13 protein-coding genes and 1 pseudogene are annotated in these 13,023 nt (G+C 70.6%); 4 read left to right on the forward strand and 10 right to left on the reverse strand.

The genetic code is table 11. The features are described from left to right. Nucleotides 1-529: 529 nt before the first annotated feature. Complete coding sequence (gene tyrS / locus DSY14_RS23120) at nucleotides 530-1,831, reverse strand: tyrosine--tRNA ligase (RefSeq protein WP_211718727.1); 1,302 nt, start codon at nucleotides 1,829-1,831, stop codon at nucleotides 530-532. Nucleotides 1,832-2,098: 267 nt separating this feature from the next. On the opposite strand from tyrS, the gene DSY14_RS23125 reads away from it, so the two are divergent. From DSY14_RS23125 to DSY14_RS23140, 4 genes are all read left to right on the forward strand, one after another. Next, entirely contained in the window at nucleotides 2,099-2,908 is an 810-nt protein-coding gene (locus DSY14_RS23125; protein WP_211718728.1) for an alpha/beta fold hydrolase, read from the forward strand. Further along, nucleotides 2,901-3,479: a TetR/AcrR family transcriptional regulator gene (locus DSY14_RS23130; RefSeq protein WP_211718729.1), complete on the forward strand. Its 579-nt coding sequence runs from the start codon at nucleotides 2,901-2,903 to the stop codon at nucleotides 3,477-3,479. The genes DSY14_RS23125 and DSY14_RS23130 overlap by 8 nt, the downstream gene beginning before the upstream one ends. Beyond that, on the forward strand, nucleotides 3,476-4,057 hold the full coding sequence (locus tag DSY14_RS23135; RefSeq protein WP_249188333.1) for a permease: 582 nt from the start codon (nucleotides 3,476-3,478) through the stop codon (nucleotides 4,055-4,057). The genes DSY14_RS23130 and DSY14_RS23135 overlap by 4 nt, the downstream gene beginning before the upstream one ends. A gap of 148 nt (nucleotides 4,058-4,205) precedes the next feature. After that, complete coding sequence (locus DSY14_RS23140; RefSeq protein ID WP_211718730.1) at nucleotides 4,206-4,946, forward strand: HNH endonuclease family protein; 741 nt, start codon at nucleotides 4,206-4,208, stop codon at nucleotides 4,944-4,946. A 229-nt stretch (nucleotides 4,947-5,175) separates the two neighbouring features. Here the strand turns inward: DSY14_RS23140 and DSY14_RS23145 are convergent, their stop codons facing one another. The 9 genes and pseudogenes from DSY14_RS23145 to DSY14_RS23185 all read right to left on the reverse strand — a co-directional run. After that, entirely contained in the window at nucleotides 5,176-5,685 is a 510-nt protein-coding gene (locus DSY14_RS23145; RefSeq protein ID WP_211718731.1) for a hypothetical protein, read from the reverse strand. 160 nt (nucleotides 5,686-5,845) lie between these two features. After that, nucleotides 5,846-7,063, reverse strand: coding sequence for an L-2-hydroxyglutarate oxidase (gene lhgO / locus DSY14_RS23150; protein WP_211718732.1), 1,218 nt, complete (start codon nucleotides 7,061-7,063; stop codon nucleotides 5,846-5,848). Nucleotides 7,064-7,110: 47 nt separating this feature from the next. Beyond that, nucleotides 7,111-7,554, reverse strand: coding sequence for a DUF742 domain-containing protein (locus DSY14_RS23155; RefSeq protein WP_211718733.1), 444 nt, complete (start codon nucleotides 7,552-7,554; stop codon nucleotides 7,111-7,113). After that, nucleotides 7,544-9,778 (reverse strand): nitrate- and nitrite sensing domain-containing protein, encoded by a 2,235-nt coding sequence (locus DSY14_RS23160; protein ID WP_211718734.1) that lies wholly within the window; start codon nucleotides 9,776-9,778, stop codon nucleotides 7,544-7,546. The genes DSY14_RS23155 and DSY14_RS23160 overlap by 11 nt, the downstream gene beginning before the upstream one ends. A 275-nt stretch (nucleotides 9,779-10,053) precedes the next feature. Beyond that, on the reverse strand, nucleotides 10,054-10,971 hold the full coding sequence (locus DSY14_RS23165) for a sirohydrochlorin chelatase (protein ID WP_211718735.1): 918 nt from the start codon (nucleotides 10,969-10,971) through the stop codon (nucleotides 10,054-10,056). Nucleotides 10,972-11,119: 148 nt separating this feature from the next. Then, nucleotides 11,120-11,722, reverse strand: coding sequence for an ATP/GTP-binding protein (locus DSY14_RS23170; RefSeq protein ID WP_211718736.1), 603 nt, complete (start codon nucleotides 11,720-11,722; stop codon nucleotides 11,120-11,122). Next, nucleotides 11,703-12,188, reverse strand: a complete 486-nt coding sequence (locus DSY14_RS23175) for a DUF742 domain-containing protein (protein ID WP_211718737.1) — start codon at nucleotides 12,186-12,188, stop codon at nucleotides 11,703-11,705. The genes DSY14_RS23170 and DSY14_RS23175 overlap by 20 nt, the downstream gene beginning before the upstream one ends. Next, on the reverse strand, nucleotides 12,185-12,619 hold the full coding sequence (locus DSY14_RS23180; protein WP_211718738.1) for a roadblock/LC7 domain-containing protein: 435 nt from the start codon (nucleotides 12,617-12,619) through the stop codon (nucleotides 12,185-12,187). The genes DSY14_RS23175 and DSY14_RS23180 overlap by 4 nt, the downstream gene beginning before the upstream one ends. Before the next feature lies 1 nt (nucleotide 12,620). Next, nucleotides 12,621-13,023 (reverse strand): annotated as a pseudogene (locus tag DSY14_RS23185) (histidine kinase); the annotation flags it as partial.

The raw sequence follows: 13,023 nt of genomic DNA on the forward strand, positions 1-13,023 counted from the left end.
TCGCTGTGTTGTGTCTTTACTTTATCAGGTGTTCCGTTCCCCGTCGAATCGGCGGTTTCGGTATTCCCGATCGGGGTAAAGGACCCCGTGTGCTCCGTTACGGCCTGCGCGTTTCCGCGGGGCTTTCTTCGAAGCGACCCTGCGAGTTTACATGCCCCGAGCACCGCTCGGACCGGGTTCACTGCGCAGAGGATGTCTGAGATCGCGGCCCGGTTCCGAGTCGACCCTGTGAGGGCCGCTCGCCGTCCCGCAGCGACTCGATCGATATTAGGGGTGTCGGGGGCAGACGTCAAGTCAGGACCCGGATCCGGCGCCCTCTGGGCGATCCGGGCCTCGATCGTCCCGCTCTCAGGCGGTTTCTCCAGGCCCCTGACGTGCGCGGACCTCATCGCGGGTGCGCGTGGTCACGTCGGCTCTTGTCTGACGACAAGGATCGTGCCCGAGACGTGGCGTTCCCAAACACTGACTTTTCCGAGAAAAAGGATCGGGGCCGACCTTCGGGCGAAGGTCGGCCCCGATCTCGTCCGGGTCAGTTCTCCCGCAGCACCACACCACCGATGTTCCGCTTGCCCTTGCGCAGGACCACGAAGCGCCCCTGGAGCACGTCGTTCTCGGCGAGGGTGGCGTCGACGTCGGTGACCTTCGTGTTGTTCACGTAGGCGCCGCCCTCCTGGATCGCACGGCGGGCCGCGGACTTGCTCGGTGTCAGCCCGCTCTGTGCGAACAGGTCGGTGACGAGCAGTGCGGTCACGGGCCCGTCGACCTCGGCCTTGGGCACCTCGGCCAGGGCGGCGTCCAGGGTCCGCGCGTCCAACTCGGTGAGGTCCGCGCGACCGAAGAGGGCCAGACTGGCCTCCTTGACCTTGCGGGTCTCCTCCTCGCCGTGCACGAGCGTCGTGAGCTGCTCGGCGAGTGTGCGCTGGGCCGCTCGCGCCTGGGGGCGTTCCTCGGTCTGCCGCTCCAGGTCGGCGATCTCTTCCTGAGACAGGAAGGTGAACACCTTCAGGTAGCGGATGACGTCACGGTCGTCGGCGTTGAACCAGAACTGGTAGAAGGCGTACGGCGAGGTGAGATCGGGGTCGAGCCAGATGGTGCCGCTCTCGGTCTTGCCGAACTTGGTGCCGTCCGCTTTGGTGAGCAGGTTCGTGGTGAGCGCGTGGGCCGAGCCGTGCGGCTCGTTGCCCTCGATACGACGCACCAGATCGAGACCGGCGGTGATGTTGCCCCACTGGTCCGAGCCACCGGTCTGCAGGACGCAGCCGTAGCGCCGGTAGAGCTGCACGTAGTCGTAGGACTGGAGCAGCACGTAGCTGAACTCGGTGTAGCTCATCCCCTCACCGTCGAGCCGGCTCTTGACCGTCTCTCGGGCCAGCATCTGGTTGATGCTGAAGTGCTTGCCGACGTCACGGAGCAGTTCGATGGCGTTGATCTCGCCGAGCCATGCACCGTTGTCGGCGAGGATGGCGTCGGTGGGACCCGGCTGCTCCCCCTCGGGCGTGAACCGCAGGAACGACGACAACTGCCCCCCGAGGTTGCCGACCCAGGATCGGACGGTCTCCAGGGAGTTCATCTGCCGCTCGGCGTTGGGCTTGGGGTCACCGATGAGTCCGGTGCCACCGCCGACGAGGGCGATGGGCCGGTGACCGGCGCGCTGGAAGCGGGCCAGGGTGAGCGCCTGGATGAGGTGTCCGACGTGCAGGCTGCCCGCGGTGGGGTCGAATCCGCAATAGAGGGTGATCGGACCATCGGCCAGCGCCTTGCGGAGTACGTCAAGGTCGGTCGTCTGCGCGATGAGTCCGCGCCACTGGAGTTCGTCGATGATGTCGATCACTGTGTAGCTCTCTGTCGGATAGGCGGGCCCCATGGCCCGATCTGCCTAGCAGTCTAGGTCGGCTCACCGGGTGGCTCACCCGGTTTTCCCTCACACGGCCACGCTAGCGGGCCGGCCCGGGTTCGCCCCGACGCGCCCCCGAGCCCCCTCGTTCACGCGCCCCGCGCCTCGCGCCCGTCGACCCTCGCCGACCGCCCCTTGACGACAGAAGCTAATGGCATTAGCTTTTGGGCTAAGAACAATAGCCCTGCGAGGGAGGGACCTCCCATGCCTTATCTGCGCCGCCCCGAGGGGCGCATCGCCTACGACCTCTACGGCGAGGACGCCTCCGGACCACTCGTGGTCTGCGTGCCCGGCATGTTCGACCACCGCGCCTCCTTCCGCTTCGTCGGAAGGGCGCTGGCCGCCGCGGGGTACCGGGTCGCCGTCATGGACCTGCGCGGGCACGGTGACAGCGACATCACCTTCACCGCCCACGACAGTCGGGCGACCTCGACCGACGTGATCGCCCTGGCCGAGGAGCTCGGCGGGCGACGCGTGGTCCTGGTCGGCAACTCCATGGGGGCCGCGGCCGTCACCATCGCCGCCGTCGATCGCCCCGACCTGGTGGCCGGCATCGCCCTGTTGGGACCGTTCCTGCGTCCTCCCACCCCCGCGTGGTGGGAACGCACGATGCAGAACGCGCTGCTTCTGCGCCCCTGGGCACCATGGGCGCTCACCTTCCTCTACGACCGCCTGCACGCGGGACGCACCCCGGAGGGGCACGACGAACAGAGGGCACGGATCCTGCGGATGCTGCGGCCCGCCGACCGCTATCGATCCATCCTCGCCACCATCAGGGCGACCAACGAGACCGTCGATCGCACCGAGGGAATGGCGGCCGAGGCCGTCGTGATCATGGGCGAGCAGGATCCGGACTGGAAGGACCCGCACGCCGAGGCGCGATGGGTGGCCTCGGTGGTCGGTGGACGGCTGGTGATGGTGCCCGCATGCGGTCACTACGCCCAGTCGCAGCGGCCCGACGTGGTCGCGCCCGTCCTGGTCGATCTGGTCGAGCGGGTGGTCACCGATGCCTAGGGCCGGGCTGACCCCCGAGGTGGTCGCGGCCGAGGCCTCACAGGTGTGCGACGAGCAGGGGTTCGACGCGCTCTCCCTCGCCGCCGTGGCCAAGCGACTGGGGGTGGCCACACCCAGCCTCTACAAACACGTCGCCGGGCTGGACGCGCTGCGTCGGCTGGTCGTGCTGGCCACCGTGGAGGAACTGACCGAACGGATGCGCGAGGCCGCGGTGGGTCGCTCTCGTGGCGCGGCGGTGCGCGCGCTGTTCGCCGCCTACCGGGACTTCGCGCACGAGCACCCCGGGCGGTACGCGGCGCTGCAACGGGCTCCTTCTCCGGAGGATCACGAAGCCTCCGCGACCTTCGCCCGCGCGCTCGAGGTCATCTCCTCGGTCCTGCGGGGGTTCGCCATTCCCGAGGAGCGGTCGGTGCACGTGATCCGGGTTCTGCGCAGCACCATGCACGGGTTCATCGATCTGGAGACGCAGGGCGGTTTCGGTCTCCCGGAGAGCCTCGACGAGAGTTACACGCTGATGGTCGAGGGGTTCGTGCGGCTTCTCGAACAGTGGCCCGACACGAAGGAGACATGATGTTGGCAGGCCACTTCGGGGTGGCGGGGATCGTCAAGGCCTGGCGGCCGGACATCCCCCTGGCGGCGCTGTTGGTGGCCACGCAACTACCGGACCTGGTGTTCGCTCCCCTGGCACTGGCGGGGTGGGAGTCCATGGAACCGGCCGCGCCCGGGCTGGAGGGATACGGATCCCTGCTCATCACCGCCGAGTTCTCGCACTCGTTGCTGTTCAACGTGGTGCTCGCGCTCGCGGTGGGGTGGTCGGTGCACGTGTTCCTCAGGGACCGGTGGGGGCGCGACGCCGGTGCGGTGGTGGGCGCGGTGGTGTTCTCCCACTGGTTGCTCGACCTGCTGGTGCACCGGCCCGACCTACCGCTCCTCCCGGGCAACGTCGGGGACCTGCCGTTGTGGGGCCTGGGGCTGTGGGAGGCGCCGGCGCTCACCGCGGTCGTCGAGGGCGCCCTGGTCCTGACCGGTACCGGCTTGTACGCGTGGCGGACGCTGCGGGACGAACCTCGGCGTGTCCGGGCCTGGTGCCGGAGCGCCGCGATGGCGCTCCTTCTGGTGGGGGCGTTCGTGTTCGACCTGCTGGCCTGAGACCCCGGTGGCTGCCGTGGCGAGGGGAGGTCTTCGGTGGTGAGGGACACCAGGGTCCGTGTCCCACGGATCTCCCCGATGGTCCAAGCTTGGACTACCCAGGTCCCTTCCCCGCCGCGCGGGGAGCACAGATGTTGGAGTCTCCCGCATGTCGAAGCAGTCCTCCCCCAAGGGCGGTCGTTCCGGATCCGCTCGGGGCCGCCGACCCAAGTCCAGATCGGCCGCCGTCGTCAGCACGATCATCGGTGTGGTCGTGATCGCCGTCGTCGTGTTGCAGCAGCTGGGGGTGATCGACCTGGACGGTGACGCTGCCGCCACCGGAACCCAGGACTCCCCCGAAGGTTCCTCCGCCTCCGACGTCGACCAGGCGCGTGAGCGCCTGGAGGAGCTCCGGGTGGAGGACGAGGACGACCCTCCCGGGTACGACCGGGCGCTGTTCCCCCACTGGGACGGCAACGTGGAGGACAACTGCACCACGCGCCAGGTGGTGTTGTTGCGCGACGGTGAGGGTGTGGAGACCAACGACGACTGCCAGCCGGTGGAGGGCAGTTGGTACAGCCCCTACGACGGTGAGACCTTCGATGACGCTCAGGACATCGACATCGACCACATGGTGGCTCTGAAGGAGGGGTGGCGGTCGGGCGCCCACGCCTGGTCGACCGAGCAGCGGCAGCGGTTCGCCAACGACCTGGAGTCCACCCAGCTCTGGGCGGTGAGCGCCTCGACCAACCGTTCCAAGGGCGACGCGGACCCGGCCGACTGGCTGCCGCCGCTGGAGTCGTCGCACTGCGACTACGTGGTCTCGTGGATCGAGGTCAAGCACGTGTGGGATCTGAGCGTGGACCCCGACGAGGACGCCGCGCTGCGTGAGGTGCTGGAAGGCTGCTAGGGCGCGTCGCGCGGGGCCTCCTGAGCGCTTCGACCGTTGTTCGCGGGCCCGCCCGCGGGGCGGAACCCTTCCGCGCCCGATCCACGCGACACCCCCGGTGGTCGTTGGCTCGGTGCCCCGCGGAACCGTACCCGGTGCGCTGCGGCGCCCCGGCCGGAGACCGGCCCCCGCCGCGGGTGCTTGCCGCGGCGGGGCCCGCTCAGGGTGGGGACGGCACCGTGGGGAACGGTCAGGCCGGGTTCTCGGTGAGGACGCCCCGGGCGGTCGCGAGCAGTTCCTCTTGGCCCAGGAGCCCGGAGGCGTCGCGCACCTCCACCACGACGCGTTCGGCCGGGGCCCAGAAGGCCTCGGTGTCGCCGTACAGACCCGCGTCGCCGTCCTCCCGATCGAAGTCGGCGAGCTCCCAGGTGTCGGGGTCACGTTCGTGGTAGTGGGCGAGGAACGCCCGGGCCGCGGTCAGATCGGTGAGCGCGTCACCGCGCAGCACCAGGATCTGCAGCACCACCTGGAACCCGCCACCCTCCTTGGCCTGTTCCCAGACCCGTGACGTGAAGGCGACGTCCTCCCACTCGTAGGTGAAGTCCGCGGGCGTGGTCTGCGTCCCGACCCGGTCGGGCAGGTGCGTGACGGTGAATCCGTCCAAGGGTCCTCCTGAAGTTCCGGCGGCCGGGGACGCCGCTGTGATCATGAGTGCGAGTACGACGGACAGGAACGCCGGAGCCCACCTGGTCAGGGACATGATCGCCTCCACCGGTGGCCGCGGGACCGTCCCGGGCCACCTTTCCCATCGTCGGCAGGGCGGCGGTCCGGTACCAGAGTGACTTCGAACCTGTGGACAACTCCGGTCCGACACACCCCGCGCCGTGCCCGGAACGATCTCGGTCGAGGTCCGGAGCGGGTCAGTTCCCGACGATGTGGGAGTCGTACAGGAACTCGGCGATCGCCAGGGAGGAGGTCGCCGCGGGTGAGGGGGCGTTGCGCACACAGACGACGCGACCGTGCGTGTCCACGTGGAAGTCGTCGAGCAGCGCACCGTCCCGGCCCAGTGCCTGGGCGCGCACACCGGCGGGGGCCGGACGCAGGTCCGCTGTGGTGATCTCGGGCAGCAGGCGGCGGGCCTGGGCCGCGAACACGGCGCGGGACGCGGACACCAACGTCTCCCGTGCGCCCACGGTCCAATGCCTGCGGGCCAGACGCCAAAAGCCCGGCCACGCGAGGGTCCGGGCGAGCTCCCCCGGGCTCAGGTCCCGGGCACGATAACCCTCCAGGGCGGTGGCGAGGATCGCGTTGGGTCCCGCCATGACCTCACCGTGGACGTGTCGGGTCAGGTGGACGCCGAGGAAGGGGTAGCGGGGGTCGGGTACCGGGTAGAGGAGGCCGCGGACCAGGTCCCGGCGTTCGGGGATGATCTCGTGGTACTGGCCGCGGAAGGGGACGACCCGGGGGTCCGTTCCGGCCCCGGCCATGCGGGCGAGCCGGTCGCTGTGCAGGCCCCCGCAGAGCACCACCCGGTCGAAACGGTGGATGACGCGTTCGCCCTTGGGGTCACCGGTGAGGACCTCGGCGCCGTCGTGGTCCTGGCGCAGGTCCAGGACGGGGGTGTTGAGCAGGACCCGGCCGCCGCCACGGCGGACGTCGTCGGCGAGCTGTTCGGCGACGGCGACGAAGTCGGTGATGGCGGTGGTGGGCGAGTGGAGTCCGGCCAGTCCCCTGGCGTGGGGTTCGATGGCGCGGACACCGTCGGGGCCGACGCGGGTGACGCCGGGAACGCCGTTCTCCTTCGCCCGCTGTTCGATGTCGTCCAGACGGGCCTCGTCCTCGTCGGTGACGGCGACGAGGAGCTTGCCGGCCTCCCGGTAGGGCAGGTCGTGCTCGGCGCAGTAGTCGCGGAGCAGACCCACGCCGCGGCGGCAGAGGGTGGCCTTGAGGGAACCGGGACGGTAGTAGAGGCCGGCGTGGACGACGCCGCTGTTGTGTCCTGTCTGGTGCGCGGCGACCCGGTTCTCCTTCTCCAGGACGGTGACACGGGTGCCGGGGCGGTGGAGGGTGATGTGGCGGGCCAGGGCCAGTCCGACGATTCCCGCTCCGATGATGCCGATGTGTTCGGTGCTGCGCATGGGCGCACGCTAGCAACACGGCGGTGCGGGGCCCGGGGGCGGGTGGTTCAGAGGGAGCGCAGACCGACCAGAACGGCGTGCAGGATGTCCTGGCGCTCCAGGGGGCGCGAGGGTCCACAGCGCTGGAGCGAACCCTCGGCGACCATGTCGGCGACCATGGTGCGGACCTGGCCGACGGGCAGTCCGACCTCTGCGGCGAGTTCGGCGATGGTGCGTGCGCGCAGCGCATGGTTGAGGATGGTCTCGCGCTCGGGCCGGAGCCATTCCTCCTGGCCCGGGGTCCGGGCCGCCATGACCAGGGTGATGAGATCGAGTTCGGCGGGTGCCGGTCTGGGCGGCGCGTCCGGTTTCACGGTGCCCACGTCGATGGCGAAGGGGCGGAGGAACCGTTCGTTCTCCGCCGACTCCTCCACGGGTCCCTTGTGGACGGTGCCGGTGTGGTCGGACACCGGTCGTTCCGGGCGACGGGCGTGACGGCCCTCAGCTCTCACTGGGTCCTCCTGGCGGTGTCTGGGTCGGGAAGGGCACGGTTCCGTGGGGACCGGAGGGGTCGAAGGGCCGTTGCGGGCCCGACGCGCCTACGGTCCACTGAGGTTCGGAGGGGCGGACCGATCCCTGGGGCCCGGAGCGGGAGGGCGTCCTGTGGATTCCGTTGGGTGCGAGGGGGTACTGCGGGCCCGACGCGCGGGCGGCGTGGTGACCCATGGGGCCGGGGAAGCTGGGGGCCGCCGCACCGGCGACCGTGAGCGGGTTGTCGACCGGTTCGAGCAGGCTGTCGGGGACCAGTGCGGTGGCGCGGGTGCCGCCGTAGGGCGACGGATGCAGCCAGACCCGCACGCCGTGGCGTTCGGCGAGGCGGGCCACGACGAACAGACCCAGGCGCGGGTCGTCGGGCAGGGCCATCACGTCGAACTCGGGCGGCCGGGTGAGGGTGCGTTCGGCGGCCGCGTACCCCTGTTCGGACATGCCGAGCCCACGGTCCTCGATCTCCACCAACAGGCCTTCGGCGGTCGGGGAGCAACCGACGTCCACCGGGGTGCCGGCCGGGGAGAACTGCGTGGCGTTCTCGACGAGCTCGGCGAGCAGGTGGACGATGTCGGCGACGGCCTGACCGTGCATGAGCACGCGCGGCGCGGAGGTGAGACGGACCCGCTCGAAGTCCTCGGTCTCGGCGATGGCGGCGCGCAGTACGTCGACCAAGGGTCGGGGCTGGCGCCACCGCCGCGCGGACTGGCCCCCGCCGAGGATGATGAGGTTGTCGGCGTAGCGGCGGGCCCGTGTGGCCAGGTGGTCGAGCCGGAAGAGACGACGCAGGGCCTTGGGGTCCTGCTCGTTGTACTCGATCTCGTCGAGCAGGCGCAGTTGGCGCTGGACGAGGGTCTGGTTGCGAAAGGCGATGCCGAGGAAGGCGCGGTTGGCGCCGCGGCGGATCTCGGCCTGTCGGACGGCGGCCTCCACGGCGGTGATCTGGGCGCTGTCGAAGGCCTCGGCGACCTGCCCGATCTCGTCGTCGCCCTGTTCGTCCAGGGGCGGGAGTTCGTCGACGACGTCGACCTTGTGACCCTCCTGCGCCCGTTCGACGATGTCGGGCAGGTCGGCGTCGCGTTCCATGATCTGCTCGCGCAGCCCCGAGAGTCGTTCGCTGAGCCGGCGGGAGGAGCGGCCGACGAGGGCGATCGCGGTCACACCACCGAGGAGGGTGATCGCGGACGCCGCCGCGTACAGCCAGATCTGGAGAAGGGCGGCGCTCCAGGCCAGGTCGACGGTGCGTTCGGTCTGGCTGCGGGCCAGTTCGTCCAGAGCCGCGGCGGACACGGAGGAGGAGGCGTCCCACTCCGCGGCGTCCACCTCGACGGCGGAGTTCCATTCGCTCAGCGGCGCGCCGTCGACCCCGTCGACGCCCTCGGCGACCGGCGGTCGGGTCACCACGCGTCGGCTGAGCCGCTCGGCCTCGATCCAGGTGGAGTCCGCGACGATCTCCTCGTGCGCGCCGCGCAGTCCGGGGTGCATCGCGTGGGCCGCGCCGTCCAGGGTCGCGCGGTAGGAGGCGGTGAGATAGGTGAAGTGGGCCGTCTCCTCGTAGGTCATCCGCCCGGCGGCGATGACCCCGGCCAGGAGCGCGTCGGCGGTGGCGTAGTCCTCGCGGGCGTTGAGGAGTTCGCGGGTGAGGACGGCGTCGGTGAGGTTCTCCCCGCCTCCGGTCGCGTGGATCAGGGCTATAGAGGTGGTCTGGAGCGAGGCGATGAGCGTGCCGTAGCGGGCCAGCGCCTCCTCCCGGACCGCGGAGGTGTCGTCGATGGACGCGCGAAGCGCGGACAGGTCCTCGGTGGCGCGGGAGACCTCGGAGGCGCCGCGCCGGACCTCGGCGTCCCGGTCTCCGAAGTCGACGGCCAGGGCGACCGCCTCTTCGAGCGCACCGTCGGTGGCGACGCGTTGGCGGTCCAGGTCCTCCTCGACGGTGGAGGTCGCGTCGGCGTCCAGCGTGCCGACGTGGACCGCGGTCAGGCGACGTTCGGCGCGGAGCTCCTCCTCGGCCGAGGACAGCGTCTCGGTGGCCTGGCGGGCCTGCCCGACGTCGCCCATGAGTCGGGCGGCCTGCAAGGTTCCTACTGCGGCGACGATCAACCAGAGCGCGAGGAAGCACAGGCTCGGGATGAGCACGATGCGTGTCAACTGCCCGCGGATCGTCCGGGTGGACGCGTGGTTTCTGCGCATGGCCCCTCCAGCCCGTGCGTGTGCCGAGGCTTCCGTGGAGCGGTCCCCCGGCGGCTTTCGGTCCTGCCGAGGCTATCGAAAAACCATTGCCGTCAGTTGTCAAACAATCACAAGTAGTTAGCCATCCGGGTGCGCCATCCGGGCCGAAACGTGTTAAAGGACCGTAACCCCCGGAGGAACGGCCAGGTCACCACAGACGGAAAAGGACGAACGGGGCCGCCCGGAGCTCCGGGCGGCCCCGTCGCGGGACTCGTCGGTATGGGCGTGTCGCGCCCTCAGGAATCGGGACGATGCCGGGAACCCACCGGTGCGGGCAGTTCCTCGGCGGTCGGGGGCTGTTCCACCCCCAGGGAGTTGAGGACCTCGGCGTAGCGCAGGGCCGCGATCTTTCCGAGCAGGCTGTCGGAGCCCAACCCCTCCCCCGGGCGGGCGCCGAAACGCTCCGCGAGATCGGCCAGTCGCTCGGCCGGGAACTCCGGGCCCAGGGCACTGGGCGCGATGACGGGGCGCGTGCTCCCGCCCTGCCGGAGTTGTCCCAGGACCTGCTCGATGTTGCCCTCGTCCTCCAGGTCCGCGGGCAGCACGGTCAGGCCCAGGCGGGCGGCGAGCAGGACCGCGGTCACCCCGGCGGCGCCCACGGCGCCCTCGCCGCCGACGGCCCCGACGACGACGCCGTCGGCCATGGTGGTGTTGCGGGCGGTGACGCTGATCAGGCGCATCCGGTCGGCACGGACGAAACCGGCCTCGGCCAGACGCAGGTGGAGGACCTCGGCGAGCATCGGGTGCGGTCCGAGCCCCTCGGTGATCCGGACGTTGGCGCCGGTCTCGGCGACGGCGGCGTCGATGGCGGCGTTGGTGGCCGTGTGCGGCGCGGTGACCAGCGGGACCACGACACCGGCGAGCGGGCGTTCGTCATCGTCGCCCAGGTCGGCCAGAGCCTCGGTCAGGGTCTGCCGGTCGCCCTCGATGTGTCCGTAGCGGATGGTGACCTCGGGGCGGTAGGCCCGGACGAGGTCGGCCATCCGGCCGCCGATCGACTCACCGTCGGACCCCCGGGCCTGTTCGGCCGTGCCCGGCACCGCCATGATCAGAGCGGGGGTACCGAACCAGTTGTCGAAGGACAGCGGGTTGCGGTGACGTCCAGAGCGCCGCTTGGGCAGTTCGCGTGGGGGAAGTCGGTCAGAGTTTCGCATACCAGGATTCAGACGAGAGGGCGGATGGGTGCGCATGAACAAGTCAGTGGTCGCTGCCGCGACATTGTAGCGTTCAACACCACATTCAGGGGTGTATGTCCTGAACGTATACCGGGTCGGCCCCCTCTCACGGCCCGGGGGCACCCGCTCAGCCACTCATGGCGGGCCTGCGGCCGTCGATGACATGGGTCACCAGACGGACGAGGACCTCCTTGGCGGACGGCCGGTCGCGCGCGTCCGCCATCAGCACGGGTACGTGCGGCGCGATGTCGAGGGCCTCACGGACCTCCTCCACCCCATAGGAGGTGGAGCCCTCGAAGCGGTTGACCGCCACGACGAAGGGGACCCCGCGGCGTTCGAAGTAGTCGACCGCGTGGAAACAGGTGTGGAGCCTGCGGGTGTCGGCCAGGACGACGGCGCCTAGCGCCCCCTCGGCCAGCTCGTCCCACATGAACCAGAAACGGTCCTGCCCCGGCGTGCCGAAAAGGTACAGCACGATGTCGGGGTTGATGGTGATGCGGCCGAAGTCGAGGGCGACCGTGGTGGTGGTCTTGGACTCCACTCCGGACAGGTCGTCGATCCCGTAGCCGGCCTCGGTCATCACCTCCTCCGTACTGAGCGGGGTGATCTCGCTGACGGCTCCGACCAGGGTGGTCTTGCCCGCGCCGAACCCTCCGGCCACGATGATCTTGACGGCCTGAGGGATCGCTTCGTGGTCGCTCGGCCGGTTCTCAGAGTCTGCGGATGCCATCGAGTACCGCCTGAAGGACTTTCTTCTCGGGGAGCTTGGTCATGGGTGTGGCCGCCCTGGTGCGGACGGCGCCCTGGGTGATCAGGTCGCCCAGCAGAACCCTGACCACGGTCAGGGGGATGTCCAGTCGCGCGGAGATCTCCGCGACCGAGATGGGACGACGGCACAGGTCGAGAATGGCCTGGCGCTCGGGTCCCCGCGGCCGTTCACCGTGTCCCTCCACCGCCCTCACGATCGTGATGAGGTCGAGTCCCCCGCCCTCGGCGGAGGGCCGGGTGCGCCCCTTGGTGATCGTGTACGGACGCACGAGGGGGCCGGCCGGCGCGTCGCCCGGTCGCACGCCCGCCGAGGGGCCTTCGGAGGTCGGGTGTCCCCGACCCCAGTGCCGGTTGCGGATCCGCCCCCGCGGCCCCCCGTCCTCGTCACCGGTCGCCCGCGCCCCACGGTGTTCGCGCGCGGCGCTCATGACCCCCCACCGCCCATGTGGCTGAGCTGGTCGGGTCGGCGGGGCGCGGCGGTGAGGAACTGGCCGACCCGCTTCACCCGCAGGTTCATCTCGTAGGCGACCAGACCGACGTCGGCCTCCTCCGTGGCCAGGACCGCCAGGCACGCGCCCTCTCCCGCGGCGGTGACGAACAGGTAGGAGTGTTCCATCTCCACCACGGTCTGACGGACGTCGCCGCCGCCGAAGTGCCGTCCGGTGCCCCGGGCCAGGCTCTGGAAGGCCGAGGCCAGGGCGGCCAGGTGTTCGGCGTCCTCGGGCCCGAGATCTCGGGATCGACCGAGCAGCAGCCCATCGGCCGACAGCACGATGGCGTGACCGGCACCGACGACACGATCGACCAGGTCGTCCAGGAGCCAGTCCAGGTTCTCCGCGGCCTTGCTGTTGCCCACCATCTCAGTCGCTCTCTCCTGTGTGGTCGTCGGTGGCTGCACCGACCTGGTGTTCACTTCCGTGTCCGAACCCGTCGGCGCCGAGGTCCTCCGCCCGGCCGCGCCGGGTTCCGGCGCTGAACGCGTCCATCATGCGGCGCGCCTGTTCCGGGCTGCGTTGGGCCATCGACGGCCCTTGTGCGGTGCCGGGGTCGGCGGCTGCTCCGTCCCGGAGCTGGGGCGCCAGGTTGGCCTGCTTGCGGCGTCGGGGAAGACCCTCCCTGCCGGGGCCGGCACCGACCCGAGCCGGTTCGGCCTCGCGCGCAGGCTCGGCGACCTGATCCGCGCGGCGCCGGTGGCCCGTCGGCTCGGGGTCGGCCCCGTGGCGCGCCGACCGCCGGGGCAGGGGCGGGTGGGCGGCGCGCCAC

This window comes from Nocardiopsis sp. MG754419, assembly GCF_018207095.1.
GTDB lineage: Bacteria > Actinomycetota > Actinomycetes > Streptosporangiales > Streptosporangiaceae > Nocardiopsis.